This is a genomic window from Sphingomonas glacialis, assembly GCF_006439055.1.
GTDB classification, from domain to species: domain Bacteria; phylum Pseudomonadota; class Alphaproteobacteria; order Sphingomonadales; family Sphingomonadaceae; genus Sphingomonas; species Sphingomonas glacialis_A.
In genome coordinates this window covers 1110536-1126760 of sequence record NZ_RCZC01000002.1, presented here as the reverse complement: position 1 = coordinate 1126760, position 16225 = coordinate 1110536, and the positions used below count along the sequence as shown (strand labels likewise).

The window sequence follows — 16225 nt, the reverse complement described above, 5'->3', positions numbered from 1 at the left end:
CGTCAATAGGTCCGCGTGTTCTGGCCGAAACCCTGCGTCCCGGCCGCGGTCTTGTCGTCGCTCTTCTCGTTCCGGTGCGTGCCGTCTTCGTTGAAGAACGCCTGGTTGCGCTCCTTGTCACGCCAGTGCGCCTTTGCGTCCTCTGCGGTCTTCGAGATCGTCACCTTGTCGGCGACCGACTGGAGCCAGCGCGACGGGATCGAGTGATGCCGGCCACCGGCATCCGCGTCGGTCTTCGTCAAGATGATGCGGTCGCCACGCACCTTGTCGACCGTGCCGACATGCGCGCCGTCCGACCCGACGACTTCCATATGCTCGGTAACCTGGCCAAGCGAGCCGCGCTGCGTCTGGCGCTGGGTGCGCCATGAGCCGAATTCGCTGTCGAACTTGGTCCGGTTTTCCTGGCGATACTCGTGATAGTCGCGGTCGAGCGCGTCGATCTGCGAACGGCGCCAGTCGCTGTAATGGTCATCGCTGGGGTGGCCGGAGCGCTGCTCGTCGTAGCGGGCGTCGAGATCACGGCGGCGATTGGCGTCCTCGTCACCGAACCACGAGCGAACCTCGTCGCCGGCACGGTCGAAGAAACCGCGATCGTCATAGTCATAGCCCTGCGGCTGACGGCCATAGCCTTGCTGCCCGCGATCCTGGCGGCCGCGATCTTGCTGAAAGCGATCGTTGGTCGTGCCGCGGTACATGTCGGGGCGACCATAATCGCGCGCGCCGTAGCGATCGTTTTGGCCGTCGCTTTGGGGGTAGCCATCGCGGCCATAATTGCCCTGGCCCTGATAGCCATGGTCGCGGTTCGAGCGCTGCTGGCGGTCCTGCTGATCGTCGGCATTATAGCGGTCGCGCTGTCCGAACTCGTTATACGCGCCCCATGGCTGGGACTCGCGGCTACCATAGGAATCGCGGTGCGAGCCGTAGGAATCGCGGTTGCTCGAGTCTCGCCCATAACCCTGTCGCTGGTCGCGATCGTCATATCCACCCGAGTTGCTGCGGGGATAACGTTCATAAGCCATGATATCGTCCTCCTGAGACGGTGACGCCGCGCCGCACGATCTGCCCGTGTCGGCGGGGCTGTGGGTACAAGCGCAGGAGATCGCCAAGCGTTCCGGGGCTCGCGCGCAACGCGGCGGCATATCATCGCACGGCGGCTACGCTTCGTCGCAAGCCGGTTATCGTGGCGGAAAATCCGGGAGTTGCATCGCCAGAAAAGCCCCGCTAAGGCGGCATTCCGCCCACAGGATGGGCCGGGCGTGGTGCGGGGCTGTAGCTCAGATGGGAGAGCGCTGCAATCGCACTGCAGAGGCCAGCGGTTCGATTCCGCTCAGCTCCACCACGCCACGCCAAGCCAAGCCAAGCCAAGCTTTGAAGTTGAGGATACTGTTCGCCTAGTGCGGATCGATTGAAGTCTCATTGCGGTAAACGCAATGTAGTACATGCTTCCAGTTTGAATTGCGCCGCGGGGATCAGCCTTTGTGCCTAACTGGTCATTAAAATGCCAAACCGTCCTGTCTCGGCCGCGGCGTTTAGAAAATCGCTAGCGAATCGCCCGGATACGAAAGGCCGAAAGCTTAAATGCTAAATTGACAATATTCGGCTATTGCGGTCGGCTTGATGGACGCCACGAGAAGGTCGTAATGTGTTAGGGTGGCTCTGTCGCTTCGATATCCACCGTTGGCTTCGGAAGCCGGCAACAGCGCGGCCGCTAACTATCGTCGCGCGATGTGTCCGCTGTGGCAAGGTGCGAGTTACGCGGACCAAGCGGTAGCGCTCGCGAAGGTTGATCGGCAGGCCGCATCCGGCAATCGACGTTCCCGGAACAGTGGGGCCAGTTACCCCATCGCTATCGCGCGTCGCCGCCCAGTCGCGTCAGGGCAAAAAAGCCGCCTTCTCTACGGGATGCAAGAGGCCGACGACTGTGAGTACGGTGATAGCCCAAGGGTTGAGGTCCACGGGCAATGCAGCAGGAGCGAAAGACGATACCGCTTCGACTTCGAGGTTTCGTCTGAACGCAAATGTTACATCGCTCACGATCACGACGTCGGTCGCGACCGGTACACCGGAGAAGGGGCGATGAATGGTTGTACGCCACTGCGTCTCACCCCAGCCGAACAGTCCGATCTCTTCGCGCAATTCACGTAACGCCGCCGCAATGGGCTCCTCCGTCGCCCGACGCCCGCCCCCCGGCAGGCACCAACCGTCGGTATAGGTCTGCCTGACGAAGAGCAGCTCGCCGTCGGGGGTATAGGCCAGCGCCGCCGTGGCAAGCCGAGGGCGGCCTCGCCACCGCCAATACCGCTGCCGTACCCCATCGGCAGTTTGCATCGTCAATCTCAAAAGGCCAGCCAGCATTGGCTGACCCTAACGCTGCAAAAAACATGGTGCAACACACCGCACCAGGCTGAGCCTCTCGGCTGGAAAGATGACCAAACGGCCCTGCTTCATTGTACGACGAAGTGGCTAAGCCGACCGTCTTTTGTGGGTACGAGACGAGAGAGCTTCGGTGAGGATGTACGTGCGGCGGCATGGATGCCATTGGGTTCAAGTCGACGATGCCACCCAAATCTGTAGTGACCAATCTGTTTCGATCCAAACGACACTACCCCGCGTAAGATGGCAATCCGCGCGCTCCGGCAAGCGACCATATGCCCTTCTCCCTTGGTTCGCTTCCGCAATCGTAACCCCGGTATGTGGCGGCGCCAGATCCTTTGCCGGCTTTCCCACTTGCCTACTTTGTGATCCAAACTTCGATTTATATGGATCTAATAAATAAGGATAAAATGAAAAATTACGCAACTAGAAACGCAGGAACAGCGCTGTAGGCTGAAGCTTCATTCTGTAACATTAAAAATTTGTCATCTCTTATGCCTCATAATAGCTTTGCCGATATCGGGTCACTTCGATAATACTATCGCTTGATAGTGCGTGTGTCCAAAGGCTATAACGATGCTTGCTTCAGCTAGGCGTATAGCGGTCCGCGCGCCTTCGTATGCGACATATGCACGAGAGCGGCCCGGATGGGTCTTCCTCATCGTGTTCGGGCGATTGAAATGGGCGCGTTGGATCGAGCGCAAGCTGCGGACGAAGCCTACGCTGCAAACGCCGTTGCCAGCTAGCAGCGACGTCGATTCTCCGGACGCCGATATCGTCACGCGCCGCTTGCACAGCGATGGCGTCTGCGAGGGCTTCTCGCTGTCCGCGGCGACATTTGAGGAAATCCGGACGTTCGCCAATGAAAATTGCTGCTCCTCACGGGACGCAGACGGCATGAGCTTCCTGCCTCAAGACGTTGCCGGGGCCAATCACGAGCGCTCCAACGACATCCTCGCCGGCTACTATTTCTCGGCGGTCGAACGCTCCGACGCTGTCAATAGACTGTTGGTCGATCCGCGTCTTCTCGCCGTAGCGCGCAATTATCTTGGTCAGCACGCAAAGAATATTCGGGTCCGGCTATGGTGGAGTTTCCCGGCGAGGCGGTTCGACGACGGTGATCTGCGCAGAGCCGCCCAGGACCGTTTCCACTTCGATTTGAACGATTGGCGAACGCTCAAATTCTTCTTCTACCTTACAGACGTCGATGAGTTCTCCGGGCCGCATCTCTATATTCGCGGCAGCCACCGGCATCGCGGCCTGCGCCACCAATACACGCTTTTTCATGGGCAGGAGCGGGGCGACCTCGAATCCTATTATGGGCTCGACATGTTTACATCGATTACAGGGCCTGCCGGCAGCGGCTTCTCGGAGGATCCTTTTGTCTTCCACACCGGCACGGTCGCACGGTCGAGCCCGAGGCTCATTCTCGAACTCGAATTCGGCCCCTATGATCCGAGTCCCAGTTACCGCTATGGCGTGCTCGGCTGATTTGCACGATCGGGCAGATGTGACGGCCCTCAAGCAGCCGATACGCCGCCGATGGGTGTGTCCGCGCTGCAGCGCGAGCTGATCGGGGCTTTGCCGATCTGGCAGTCCGCACATTGACGCAAAAAGGGCGCAGCAGTCGGATAGGATCCAGCCAATCAAGGCGCACGAGTTGGATCCGCGTCGCGTTTTGCTAGTCGTGCGAAAACGCCTGCGCGTCGAACCTGTGCATTTGCAAGACCATGCCGACACGACCGCCATGCGCTAAGACACCGCGCACCTGACGGTCGATCGACGCAGCGAAGGCATTCCCGTCCAGGACATTGCTAGCTGCGCTCATCGGGGATCTGCGATCCGAGCGGGGACGACACGCCCGGCCTTCATCACTTCCCGGGGGCGCAGTGGCCTAGCACGCTCCGCGGGCTCGAGGTATCGATGGTTCGACCGCAGGGCGTCGGGCGACGGATGGTTCGAAGGAGTGACGTCAACGTGATCGAGATCGAGCCGCGAGCGGTCACGATGCGGTTTTGCATCCTATACGACTGTCTATATCCCTGGACAATCGGCGGTGGAGAACGCTGGTATCGCAACCTGGCGCTGGCGCTGGCGCGCGCTGGCCACGACGTCACCTATCTTACGCTCACACAGTGGGACGCGGGCAACGCGCCCGATCTGCCCCGGGGTCCGCGTGGTAGCGGTCGAACCGCGCATGCCGCTATATCGCAACGGCAAGCGCCGCATCTGGCCCCCAATCCGCTTCGGGATTGGCGTGTTCTTCCATCTACTGCGCCACGGCCGCCGCTACGACCGCGTCCATACGGCATCGTTCCCCTTTTTCTCTCTGTTGGCCGCAGCGGTGTTGCGCCCCATCGGCCGGTTCACGATCGCGGTCGACTGGCTCGGGGTCTGGAGTAGGGGCTATTGGGACGAATATCTCGGTAGGCTCGGCGCCGTGGGCTGGTGCATCCAGCGGCTGTGCGCCAAGGTGTCGCAGACTGCCTACAGCTTTAGCGCACTGCATCGTTCACGACTCAGTGAGATCGGTCTGGAAAGCTTTGCTGTCTTGCTGACCGGCCTGGACACGAGCGGTAACTACCGCAGCCAATCAGAAGCCGCGACGCCCGCGACGATCGTCTATGCGGGGCGGTTCATCCCCGAAAAGCGGCTATCGCTTCTGATCGACGCGCTGGCCGTGGCGATGGAACGGCACCCGGCCCTTCGCGCCACCTTGTTCGGGCAGGGGCCTGATCACGCCGCGATCTCCGCAAAGATCGCCCGGCTCGGCCTCAGCGAATGGATCGCGCTGCCTGGGTTCGTCGACCAGTCGGTCGTTGAGGACGGCATGGCCGGGGCAACCGCGATCGTCCAGCCGTCGGCGCGCGAGAGCTATGGCATGGGCGTGGTCGAAGCGAGCGCGCGAGGCGTTCCGGTCGTCGTCGTCGTCGGGCCAGACAACGCCGCGGTCGAACTCGTCGAGCCCGGCGATAACGGGTTCGTCGCGGCGGACGATACGCCCGCAGCGCTTGCCGAACCGATCATGGCCTGCGACCGGGGCGGGCCGGCGCTGCGCGCGGCGACGCGTGAATGGTATGCGCGCAACCAAACCCGGCTTTCGATCGAAGCCTCGACCGAAAGAGTCCTTGCCGACGCGGCGGCGGCGTTCCAATCCTAGCGCCGCCCTGTGACGAGCAGGCAGGATTGCCGACTCTGCCCCGTATCTTCGGCCATATGCATCTTGACGACATGCGCGACCGCCGACGCGATCGGGCGCGGTATCCGCACGCTGTTCTGCAGCTGCCGGACTTTGAGTTTGCGCTGTAGCTCGATCGGGCGATCCTTGCCGCCCGCCAGCTTGTGGAGCAGGCCGCCGGTCATATTCGATAGCGTCTCCCAGCGCCGCGTCTCGGGATAGTCGAGGTAGCCAGCGGTGGCGTCGACCGTCAGGCCATGGCGGGCACACAGCGTGTGCCAGCTTGGTGTCGATAGATAATGAAAATGCGCTAGCCGATTGTTCAGCTTTTCAAGGTACCGCGCGCGTGCTTCGCCCACCAAACAAACGGCAGCAAACCGATTTGCTCTGCACGCATGAACTTCGCCTCATGCCCTGCAATGATTGCTAATAGAAATCCGCCAAGGACGTTCTGTGCGCCGACCGCGCCAATCAGCGCTGCGAGCACCAGCGGCAGCGTGTTCGGCAGGGCAGCGAAACCGCTGCTGTGCCAATAGGTGCCAATTCCCAGCAAGCCGATCAGCGACACCAGGATCATTGCGGTTCCGGCGATCAGCATCGTCTCGAGGGTCAGCGCGCGTGCATGACGCGTTAGCACGCGACCCAAGGGTCGATAGCTCTGACGCACGCTCGACAGGTGAGTGGCAAGCGCGAGGATCGCCGATAGATGGCCAGTCGTGAACAAGAAGCCCGCCGCGATCGTCCAGCTTGTGCCGAACGGCGTCTCGCGTGCATCATACCCAGCAGATGCGCGAGCGCGACAAGCATCACGACGCCCGCGAGCGCGATCGCCGCTCCCCCCGGGAAGGCAGACAGCCAGGTCGGGCTTAGCATGAAGAGATAGCGCAGATGTGACCAACCGTCGCGCCACGGCCGGAGATGCGGCGGCCGGTCGCGCAGGTCGGCGAGCAGTCTGGCGGGTGCTTGGGTGATCCTCAGCCGTTTTATCGCGGCCTTGATCACCATTTCGCTGGCGAATTCCATGCCGGTACCAGTAAGCCCCAAGCGCAAGAACGCATCTTTGCGGATCGCGCGAAAACCGCAATGCGCATCGTCGATCCTTGCGCGGAACAGGAAGTTGAGAAGGCCCGTCAGTAAAGGATTGCCGATATGGCGGTTCTTCCACGGCATCGCACCGGGCGCGATCCCGCCCAGGAAGCGCGATCCCATGCACAGATCAGCGCTGTCCTGATGGAGCGAGCAGATCATCGCCACGCCGTCAGTGAAGTCGTAGCTGCCGTCCGCGTCGCCCATCAATACGTAGCCGCCAAAGGCCGCGCTCGCGCCGCCGTTGAGCGCGGCGCCGTAGCCGCGTTCGATGACTGCGACGACGCGGGCGCCGAGACCCACGGCAAGCGTCTGGCTGCCGTCGGTCGACCCGTTGTCGGCGATAACGATCTCACCCAGCAGGCCGAGTTCGTTTTCAATCGCCGCGAGAGCGACTCGCGCATTGGCGATGCAATGCGCAAGGCAGTCTACCTCGTTGAGACACGGCATCACGATCGTCACGTCGATCGCAAGATTTGCCATGATTGCCGCTTCGAAATCCGCGGTTCGTTCGCTGCGCATTCGCGTTATCCCGGCTGAAGACGGACCCGCTCTAGGCAACGGACGCTAAGGGATGGTTAACGATATTTCAGAAGTCGGCGCCGCATCGCGGTTAGAGACATACCCGCGCCCGGGCGCCGCCTAGCGCGGTGCGAGCGCACCAGCCCGCTCGTGCTGCTGAATCGGCTGCCAGTCTGGTCGGCGGCGCGAAGGGCTGGCCTATCTAAGATTGCGGCGTCGAAGTAAGCTCGTACGTCCTCTTCCGCCTCACTAATCACACGCTCATCGCAGACCGATGTAATTGTATTTGCCGTTTCAAGGGCTTCCCGCCATAAGCGCCGATCGAACGCCAGGTTAAGAGACCGCGTCGACAGGGGAAGATCGGATGTCGGCGCGTCGCGAAACGTTTGAATTGCTGGATGGGCTGCGCGGGATCGCAGCGATCGCAGTCGTGATCATGCATACGAGCGATCAGTACGGTTTGGTATACGCTATTCCGCATGCGTATATGGCGGTGCCGTTCTTCTTTATGCTGAGCGGGATCGTGATCGCGCACGCTTACGAAAACCGCATTATGCGCACCAGTTCGCCGTTTGCGTTTCTGGCTATTCGGATCGAGCGGCTTTATCCGCTGCTGCTCCTTGGCTTGGCAGTATCGCTCGGTATTCGGATTGGCTTTGGCGATGGGGCTATCAACCACGAGATATGGTTGATGCTGCTTGCGGCGATTTGCCTTATTCCGTGGCCCGGCAGTTCGGTGTTCCCCCTGCTTGCCCCTCAATGGTCGCTTGCAATCGAGATATGGGGGAATCTCGTACACCGTTTGATCCTCGGCCGTTTGAGCGATCGCAACCTGATGCTGCTGGTCGGGTTGGGCGGGTTGGCGATGGCGGCATGCGGCGTGTACTTCGGTGGGCTCAACATCGGCTGGTCGTTTGAAACGCTGGTTGGCGGCGTAGCGATCTTCGCCTTTTGCTACCCCTGTGGCATCCTGTTGTACCGGATGCGCGTTCAGTTTCGACTACCACAGATTACAGCGCCGCTTTGGCTCGTCGTTCTGGCGTTGCTTGCCACGATTTGTATCCCGACGCCGCTTCTCACGACCGTCAACGGGCTGCGCGATTTAGCCTGCGCTATTCTGGTCTTTCCGCTGTTGCTGACCGCTGCGATGAACGAGCGGCCGAGCGGGTTCGTGCAACGGATATCGCGGTGGCTCGGTTTGTTGTCCTATCCGCTTTACATCGTTCATTACCCGATTGTGATCAAGGCGGCGAGCCTACTGAACCGGACCGGCCCGTCGCGAATTGTCGAGTATATTTCGGTTCCGATCATCGTCGCGCTAGCGATCGTGATCGCCTGCCTGTGCCTCGCTATCGATATGGCGTTGCGGCGTCGCCTAAAGGCGATCCGCGGCAATCGGGCGATCGCTCAACCTGCCGCCGCACCGTAACATCGTCAGGCGCTCAGCGTGGTGGGTTCTGAACGGGTATGGCGGCCGAGTTCGCCTTTCGTGTAGCCTCGGCGTCGGCGATGATAGCCTGCCGCAGCGCTTCCCCTTCGAGGTGGACTGCCGGTGCTCCATCACGTGGCACGTCGGTGTAATCGACCATCTGCGAGTTCGTTTCATGCGCCAAGGTTTCACGCGCTAAGCGCTCCCGATTTTCGCGATACAACGCGATTGCTGCCCAATTCGGCCGTTTGGGTGAGGAGCGCGGTGCTGTCATTGCAGGCACAGCGGACGTAACGACGGCTGGCGCGGTCGGCACCGCAAGGCTTTGTGCGACGATCGAGCGCGCAGAGGCAGGCATCGCAAGCGACCGATGTCGCAATATGCCATCGCCCATCTGCTGCGAAACGACGAGTGCGGTGGCGCCACCAACGCCGAAGGCCAAAGCGATCAGGGTCGAGACTAGACCCTTGCGATTAAATAGACTTGAGCGTTTTGTAGCGGGCCGGGGCCGGGGCTGTGATGAAGGCGGGGGCGCCGTGTAAGATCCCAGAACACGCTCGATCAATAGGTCCCGGGCAAGGCGTTGCTCGTCGGCCTCTTGTGATCCTGGTGGCAACGCAACCTCCTAATACTGAATCCGCATACGCGTTCTTCGTATTGGGAAGACCGAATGCGTATGATGATCGTCGGGCAATAGGCCTGCATACTGCAACGATACCATGATTAAGCATCGTCGTCGCGCGTATTGCGTCGAGGGAGATAGTTGTCTGTTCGCAACCGGTAGGCGAATATCGGGTAAGGCCGGCTGATGCGCCGCCCGTCTTTCCAACCTTAAATGTTCGCAATAGCGCTGGTGAGGCCAGACGTTAGCGGCTACGGAGCCGCGCATGTCGACAGGATTTGCGTTGCGAAATGCCCTTATCTTTTCCGCAGCCGGTGCGACCGTCCGGTTTCTGTTGCGAGACGTGGAGACACGCTGGCAAATCGTCGCCTTCTGGTCTGCGATTGTCGTCTACGAACTGTTGATCCGGCCTGCCGTCGGGAAGCCCGTTTCGATCCGATCGACGATGGCGAGCCTCGTCGCCGTAACCATCGCGATCGTCGCCATGAAAGTTGCGCTTGAGGGCAAGATAACCCATTGAGTAACGGCTCGACGGTGGGGCGGCCAGACGCGTCTGCGGCGATCAAATGATTGCTTAAGCGTTGTGCGTCGCCTATCGCAAACCGATGAGCACAATACGTATGCGCTTCGTCGCAAAGACGCTTTTGGCGGCCGTGGCGCTATCGATGGGCGGCGCCGCATTGGCCGACGGATGTCGGGACGGGCAGGGCCGTCTCGTTTATTGCGACGATGCTGGGCGAGATACCCAAAACTGCATCGACAAGCGCGGGTTTACGGTAAGCTGTGGCTTGCCGGGCGCGCGATACAGGAATTCGCGTGCGGTTCGAGACAATCGCATCGTCGTCGCGAATAGGATGGCCGCCGATGTCACCGTTCGCAGCCTGATCCGAGGTACGCCGGCCGAAATCCCCGAACAGGATTTGGTCTCCGCCGGTAAGCGTCGCGCGGCAGCCGCCAAGCGGGGCAGGGCCCGGGCGAATGCAACGCAGCGCGGTGCGAGATCCGGCGAGCCTGCGGGCAATTAGCCCGACGGGCAACGCATACGACGTGCGGCCCAATTCCCTGTGCTTATCGCTTGATGATGCGGCGTCCGAAATCTCTCACCGTGAGATATCCCCGCTTCGCCATGAGATAGGATGCATAAGCGGCTTGGCCGACCGGGCCTTGGTCGATCAGCGGCATTTTTTGCAAAGAATAATGCGGCGGCAGATACTGTTGGTAAGTCACCCCGCCCAACGCGTTATAGACCAATGACAGATGTGTTTCGTCGGCGACCAAGCGGTGCGGATAGTGCGCTAGCAGCGGTTCGATCGCCAGCGTGTATGGAACCGGCCCGGTCACGTTGAGCACTGCCACCTTTCCTGCTCCGTCTCGCCAGGGATTGTAATGCTCGATGCTTTCAAGCACGCGTTCGGCTACCGCGCGAAGGAAAGGGTGCCCCTTTACCGCGATAACATGCCATTGCTGAAACTCGCCGGTTTCGCGATGAGCGAGTTTGGGATGGATGCCATAGCCGGAGAATTCTGCACCTGCAGACTGATCCCAACTGCTCAGGATATATTCGTCATCCGTGTGCAGCACTTCATCGAGCGGTTTGCTAAAAGTGCTCTTGATGTCGATGTACACGCCGCCGACCTTGTAAATCAGGAGATAGCGCCAGAAATCGATCCGAGCGGCGCCATAGCGCTCATCGATCCGCAGGAATGCCTTCAGCATTTTCGGGCCGTATTCGCGTCGGATGAATTCGCGGATATCGTCATGGTCGTAGAGGCGATGCTCCCAAGTCGGATTGTTGGCGCACAGCTCATCGATCAGGGCGCGCATCGGGGCCGGGAGGTTTTTCGTGGGAAACGCCTGGTGGATGATCCGCGGGATTGTCTCGCCTTTCGGCACGATTGGGATATCGGACATCGGCGAGGAAGGCATCGTGAGCTCCTGAAATAATGGTCGTTCGCCGCGATTGGCTGGGGATAGAGCAGGTCGGTATCAGGACAAGGGCGCCCGACCACTAGGATCGACGCATTTCCCCCGCTTCGTGAACAGGCTAAGCGTAGAGGGGGCAGCGACTCAGCGCGCATCGCTTCGGCTTGCGCTGACGACGCTCAGTCGCTGTGCTGACGCACCGGTAAGGGGCGTCTTTACGCCATGTACGCTCCGACTGACCGTCTCGGCATTCGCATAGACCCGCAAATAGTCGATCTTGAACGCCCCGATACCCGTGCTTGAATCGACCTTGCCCGCCCAGGGGTTGCCGATCGCCAAGTTGATATTGACGTAGAATTCCTGGCGGAAAGTGGCCGGTGCGGGTTGCTGCGCCACTTCCATTTCATCGACGTACCAAGTCAGCTTTTCCTTGGTCCAATTCAGGCCATAGGTGTGCATCCGTTCAGTATGATCGAAATACGCGGCGGAACCCTTCCGGACGCCGCCGATGTCGTGCATCGTCATGTAAACCATGCCTGGATCGCGGCCGAGTGACTCCATGACGTCGATCTCGGGTGGCCATCCGCCCGTAGCGGGCATCAGCCAGAATTCGGGTAGGAATCCCTGGCCTTTCGGCAATGCGGCTCGAATTTCGAAATAGCCATATTGTTGTGAGAAACCGGTCTTGCTGCTCAGCAGGCCCGAACTGTAAGCGGCGCGCCCAAGCGCCGCGGCGTTGGCCTTTTCGATCGGGGCTGCAATGATGGAAAGGACGCCGTCGGGGCTGACCGCAAACGGATTGATGCCGAGCGGGTTGGTCGCACTCCCGGCATAACCGGCGTCGACATAAACTTGCTGTTCGTCGACATGACCATGGTCGGTCATGCCGCCTTCCGCCAGATTGGGGATCCAGATGCCGCCCTGGGCCCTCAAGCGAAGCGTCGAAAATTCGTCGGTGAACGACAATCTGAGCTTCGACATGTCGATCGGTAGCTGAAAGTCCCCGGCTGTAAGCGTTTTTGCAGAAACGCCGCGCAAGATGAGCTTCTCGGTCTTGTCGAGCCTGATTACGGTGTCCGCGCCGACCTGTCGCATCGTGGCGCGGACCTTGTCGAAGCTGTCGATCGTGTAGCCACCAAGCCGGACTTTGTCGGTGCCCTGCGTAAAGTCGATGATCGCATCGCTTCCATTGCCCGCGCGAATTTGGAAGATGTCGGGGCCCCGACCACCGACAAGGACGTCATTGCCGCCACCGCCGTCGAGCGTTGCGCCGGTATCGCCGGCGGTGATGATGTTATCGAGGGCGTTGCCCCCCGCATAGTTCGACCGGTCGCCTTTCAGCGTCAGATTTTCTACGTTGTCGGCGAGCACGGTTGCGCCATTGCCATAGCTTTCGACTGTGTCGACGCCTTCGCCGGGACTCTCGACGACGAGGTTGCCGGTATCCCACAAGGTGTAGGTATCGTCTCCTTGGCCACCAATCAGCACGTCACCGCCGACGCCGTGAAACTGGTCCTTCAGCGACGTGCCGTGCTGGGTTTCCTTCGCTGGACTGTTGACGATCCAACTGTCGACCGATTTGGAATAAGGGAGCTCGACCCCGACCGCGTTGAACCGCGACGTTACCGGGCCGCTTCGCTCTGCGCGATACAACACTACCGCCGCGGTCAGCGCTGCTCCCGCGAGCAGTGCGAGCGCGACCCGGGCCCAGGTCTGATAATCGTTGCCGAACCTTATCATTCGGCTACGGCCGGACGACCGAGCAGGCTTGAGTATGACCTGTGGCATCGCACGGCCGGGTGTCGCCCGCAGCCTGCTCGGGCAAGACGAGCACTGTGGCCGGCGGCGGTCATCCTATCGCTCGTTTCTGATCAGGCCGCCTTGCGTTCGACAGACTTAGCCCATTCGAGTTCCGGCATCGCCGGACAGGCGAACGCGTGACGGGGCGCGATGTCGGTCAGCGCCAACAGCGTCGGAGCAACTTCGCGCAGGGATACGCGGCGATCGATCTTGGCATGGACGTGTTCGGGCGTGCGGATCCACAACATGCCATCTGGATGATGCATCCCGCTGCGCACAGCCTCGACCGGGTAGAACATTGCGTTGAATGCCGGCGACTCATTCGACGCGGTCGATAAGATCGTCGCGCCAGCGACGGGATGCGCGACGAGATCGCAACCGGCAAAGACCCGATCACCCTCGTTCCGCGCCATCATGACCTGCGTACCGTCGCGCAGCTTGACGCCACGAAGCCGCTCGGCCGCCTCACCTGCTGCCGCTTCGGAATCGAAGATCAGATGGAATTGCTCCGCCATAACCGGCGCATAGGTGTAACCTTCGGGCACGCCCGCAAAGGCAAAGAACGCGGCGGCGTCGTGCATCTTGAAGATCTGCTTGCCGCCGATGTCCTCGTGATCGAGCATCGGTTGCTGGCTGAGCGCGGTGCACAGGACGATCGAGGTTTGCGGCCCTGCAAGCGCCAAGGCTTCGCCAATGATCTCGTCCATCTTCTCATACCCGTACGGGATGGCGTCGGCATATTTTTGCTGCGTCTCGGAATCGGACGTGACTGCGAAGGCATCCGGATCAAGGTTGCGCCAGAAATAGTGCTGGAAATGGGCGGTGCTGTTGAGGAAGAACGTCGAGAGCACCGGACGCTCGCTCCGGTAAAATTTTCGGAAGATGTCCCATTGCAGACGATCCAGGATCGTCGCACGCCGCCACTGGATCGGCTGACTCAACTCGCCGACCAATTGGCGCATCGCCTGGAATATCGTCCGGGTTGACAGGCCGTTCGTCGCCATGAAGCGGGCGAAACGGATCATCGTCGCCTTGCTGACGTTCGGGCGGCTGGTAGTGTATTCCTGCACATAGGTTCGCACCAAGTCGAGATAGGGCTCAAAGAGCCCAGCCGGCTGCGACTTGACGTCGGTGGCCCACGGGTCCGGAAGCACCAACCCGTTGAACCGATCACCTTGTACCGCCGCGTTCATACTGCCGCAGATCCACGCCTTTTCACCCGCGTCGGATACCATGTCCCAGATACGCGGTTCAGAAAGTTTCGGACCATCACCCAGGTCGAAGACCTTGTGTTCTGCGTACGACAGGCCGGTATGGACCGTAACCCACTGAATCCAGGGCTCTAGCGCCGGTGGCGCCTCCTCGGCGTCGGTTACGGCAACGAGCGACTCCTGCCTCAGCCTCGCGAAATTGGGCAGCTTGCCCATCTTGATGAATCTATCGACAAGCGACGGCGTCAGCTCGTTGAATTCCAAGACAATGACATCTTTTGTCATTCAATCTTCCCAAAGATTTTGATGCGCGCCGGTGTCGACAGCACCATGTGAATACCATGAGTTTATTACCGAAGTAACCCGTTCATTCGTCCCGCTTTGGGCTAAGCCAAGAAATGAGGGGGCCGTAACACGTTTCCGCCGAGAAGGCGGACCGTGCGACCGTGAGGGCTTGCTCGGCTCGACGGGCACGTTCTGCCGGATCGCGCAAGAGCGCGACGATGGCGTCGGCAAAGCCAGCATCATCGTCGACCCGTATCACCGCGGGTCCGGCCTGGCGCTCGACGCCTTGTAGAGTAACCGATGTGGCGACGATCGCCTTGCCTTGCGCCAGCGCGTCGATCAGCTTGATCTTTAGGCCCGAACCGACCGTGAGGGGCGAGATAACGACCCCTGCGTCGCGGTAGAGCGGTGCGAGATCAGGCACCATGCCGCAGAATTCGATGCCTTGGCCGCGCCAGTCCCCCTGCGTCTCTGGGAACGCCGCGGATACCGAGCCCGCGATGACCAATCGCACGTTAGGAATCGCCGCGCGAACGCGATTCCACACGCCCGACAGGAGCCACTCGATCGCTATTACGTTGGGCGATGTGTTGCTACCGACGAATAAGACGTCGCGGTCGTTTCCAGGCTGGGCGGCCGGAACCGGATACGCGGCCATCGGCGCTGTGAAGACCTGGACGCCGGAAACGTGGCGGCGCACCCATTCGGCCTCCTGCTCTTGAATTGCGATGATGGCTGCTGCCTGACGCATCAATGCGACTTCCTGATCGGCATCCAGCATCGCGACCGAATCACGCGAAGCGTCGTCGCCGAAGCTTCCGGCACGTTCGGCATACAGATCGTGCATGACGATCGCGTTCGGAGCATCCGGGCGTAGTAATAACGGGATCGCCTCGGCTTGAAAGACATAGTCGGCAAGGATGGCATCGGCGTATCTGCGGCCGTGGCGTGCGACGAACAACCGGTCGGCGTCGGTCCAGGGCACTGTGATCGTGTGGGGATATGGCGTGTCGGCCAGGTCCAGGCGAACCCCCAGCCGTTTCACGAGACGCGCTGCAATACCGCGCAACGCGTCGCTCCATACGCGCAAGTCGCGCGACACGATCACCGAACCATATTTCCATACGCCGCGCACCTCGTGCGTCTCGAACACGGCAAGATCGGGGCTCAGCCGCAGCACCGGCCGTCGTCCAGTCACCGATGGTGCGGGCTGCAACAGATGCGGCGTCAGCCCAGCAGCGCGCACCGCTGCAGCGATATCGAGAAGATAGGTCGAACTGCCGTTGGTCCGCCCGACGATCCGCTGACGACTTACGAAGAGCACGTGTCGGCCATCGGTCCGATCAGGCACCGCATGATCTCGCTTGCGTCGGCGCAGGCGTGCCGCGAGCGGCAGCCGCAGCAGACGGGCCGCAGACGGGCGTTTGGCCAGCGCGCCAAGTGCGGCGGGAACGCGGCGTGCCTTCGCAGCGTCAAGGAAGTGTTGGAAAGCCAGCGCGTCGCGCGTCGCGGCGACTCGGTGCGAGATTGCATTTGCCGTCGCGCGATCGGCATTGGGGAACAACCCTGCGATCCGATTCGAAGCGACGACCATTGCGTTCAGGTCGGCGATCGATGTCCGGTGCGAAATCGACCGCGAATGTTTGCGATAGAAATAGGTCAGCGACGGAACGATCCAATAGCGCAGACCCGCCGCCAGCGCTCTGATCACGATATCGTCATCCTCGGCGATCCGCAGGCGTTCGTCGTAGCTTATGCCCGCCGCGGCCAACGCTGCGCGGCGAAAGACGGGCTTT

Annotated in this window: 15 protein-coding genes and 1 tRNA gene; 6 read left to right on the top strand and 10 right to left on the bottom strand. The window is 60.9% G+C overall.

Annotated features, from left to right (window positions below):
- Nucleotides 1–2: 2 nt before the first annotated feature.
- Nucleotides 3–1019 carry a DUF2171 domain-containing protein gene (locus EAH76_RS09120; protein ID WP_140849921.1) on the bottom strand — a complete coding sequence of 339 codons (1017 nt, stop codon included), beginning with the start codon at nt 1017–1019 and terminating at the stop codon, nt 3–5.
- Nucleotides 1020–1263: 244 nt separating this feature from the next.
- On the opposite strand from EAH76_RS09120, the gene EAH76_RS09115 reads away from it, so the two are divergent.
- A tRNA-Ala gene (locus tag EAH76_RS09115) sits at nt 1264–1339 on the top strand.
- Between the two features lie 533 nt (nt 1340–1872).
- Here EAH76_RS09115 and EAH76_RS09110 read toward each other — a convergent pair.
- Nucleotides 1873–2355, bottom strand: coding sequence for an NUDIX domain-containing protein (locus tag EAH76_RS09110; RefSeq protein ID WP_206667854.1), 483 nt, complete (start codon nt 2353–2355; stop codon nt 1873–1875).
- A gap of 681 nt (nt 2356–3036) precedes the next feature.
- On the opposite strand from EAH76_RS09110, the gene EAH76_RS09105 reads away from it, so the two are divergent.
- On the top strand, nt 3037–3864 hold the full coding sequence (locus EAH76_RS09105) for a phytanoyl-CoA dioxygenase family protein (protein WP_161989005.1): 828 nt from the start codon (nt 3037–3039) through the stop codon (nt 3862–3864).
- A gap of 841 nt (nt 3865–4705) precedes the next feature.
- On the top strand, nt 4706–5533 hold the full coding sequence (locus EAH76_RS09100; protein ID WP_161989004.1) for a glycosyltransferase: 828 nt from the start codon (nt 4706–4708) through the stop codon (nt 5531–5533).
- On the opposite strand, the gene EAH76_RS09095 is transcribed toward EAH76_RS09100, so the two are convergent.
- Genes EAH76_RS09095 through EAH76_RS09085 form a run of 3 tightly spaced genes read right to left on the bottom strand, consistent with a single transcriptional unit; the run spans nt 5530 to nt 7099 of the window.
- Complete coding sequence (locus tag EAH76_RS09095; RefSeq protein WP_140849918.1) at nt 5530–5910, bottom strand: hypothetical protein; 381 nt, start codon at nt 5908–5910, stop codon at nt 5530–5532. The genes EAH76_RS09100 and EAH76_RS09095 overlap by 4 nt on opposite strands.
- Nucleotides 5874–6188 carry a hypothetical protein gene (locus EAH76_RS09090; protein ID WP_161989003.1) on the bottom strand — a complete coding sequence of 105 codons (315 nt, stop codon included), beginning with the start codon at nt 6186–6188 and terminating at the stop codon, nt 5874–5876. The genes EAH76_RS09095 and EAH76_RS09090 overlap by 37 nt, the downstream gene beginning before the upstream one ends.
- Nucleotides 6182–7099: a glycosyltransferase family 2 protein gene (locus EAH76_RS09085; RefSeq protein ID WP_161989002.1), complete on the bottom strand. Its 918-nt coding sequence runs from the start codon at nt 7097–7099 to the stop codon at nt 6182–6184. The genes EAH76_RS09090 and EAH76_RS09085 overlap by 7 nt, the downstream gene beginning before the upstream one ends.
- 424 nt (nt 7100–7523) lie before the next feature.
- Here EAH76_RS09085 and EAH76_RS09080 point away from each other — a divergent pair, with 424 nt between their 5' ends.
- Entirely contained in the window at nt 7524–8588 is a 1065-nt protein-coding gene (locus EAH76_RS09080; RefSeq protein ID WP_140849915.1) for an acyltransferase family protein, read from the top strand.
- A gap of 13 nt (nt 8589–8601) precedes the next feature.
- Here the strand turns inward: EAH76_RS09080 and EAH76_RS09075 are convergent, their stop codons facing one another.
- Nucleotides 8602–9030, bottom strand: coding sequence for a hypothetical protein (locus EAH76_RS09075; RefSeq protein ID WP_140849914.1), 429 nt, complete (start codon nt 9028–9030; stop codon nt 8602–8604).
- A 445-nt stretch (nt 9031–9475) separates the two neighbouring features.
- Here EAH76_RS09075 and EAH76_RS09070 point away from each other — a divergent pair, with 445 nt between their 5' ends.
- Both EAH76_RS09070 and EAH76_RS09065 read left to right on the top strand, forming a co-directional pair.
- A complete protein-coding gene (locus EAH76_RS09070; RefSeq protein WP_140849913.1) occupies nt 9476–9730 on the top strand; it encodes a hypothetical protein in 255 nt (84 codons plus the stop codon).
- 85 nt (nt 9731–9815) lie between these two features.
- Nucleotides 9816–10235, top strand: coding sequence for a hypothetical protein (locus EAH76_RS09065; protein WP_140849912.1), 420 nt, complete (start codon nt 9816–9818; stop codon nt 10233–10235).
- A gap of 43 nt (nt 10236–10278) precedes the next feature.
- Here EAH76_RS09065 and EAH76_RS09060 read toward each other — a convergent pair whose 3' ends face one another.
- The 4 genes from EAH76_RS09060 to EAH76_RS09045 form a co-directional block, all read right to left on the bottom strand.
- Nucleotides 10279–11136 carry a glycosyltransferase family 32 protein gene (locus tag EAH76_RS09060; RefSeq protein ID WP_140849911.1) on the bottom strand — a complete coding sequence of 286 codons (858 nt, stop codon included), beginning with the start codon at nt 11134–11136 and terminating at the stop codon, nt 10279–10281.
- Nucleotides 11137–11277: 141 nt separating this feature from the next.
- Nucleotides 11278–12504 carry a family 16 glycosylhydrolase gene (locus tag EAH76_RS09055; RefSeq protein WP_161989001.1) on the bottom strand — a complete coding sequence of 409 codons (1227 nt, stop codon included), beginning with the start codon at nt 12502–12504 and terminating at the stop codon, nt 11278–11280.
- A gap of 500 nt (nt 12505–13004) precedes the next feature.
- Nucleotides 13005–14429, bottom strand: coding sequence for an alkaline phosphatase family protein (locus tag EAH76_RS09050; RefSeq protein ID WP_140849909.1), 1425 nt, complete (start codon nt 14427–14429; stop codon nt 13005–13007).
- Nucleotides 14430–14511: 82 nt separating this feature from the next.
- Nucleotides 14512–16200: a glycosyltransferase gene (locus tag EAH76_RS09045; protein ID WP_241659609.1), complete on the bottom strand. Its 1689-nt coding sequence runs from the start codon at nt 16198–16200 to the stop codon at nt 14512–14514.
- Nucleotides 16201–16225: the final 25 nt, after the last annotated feature.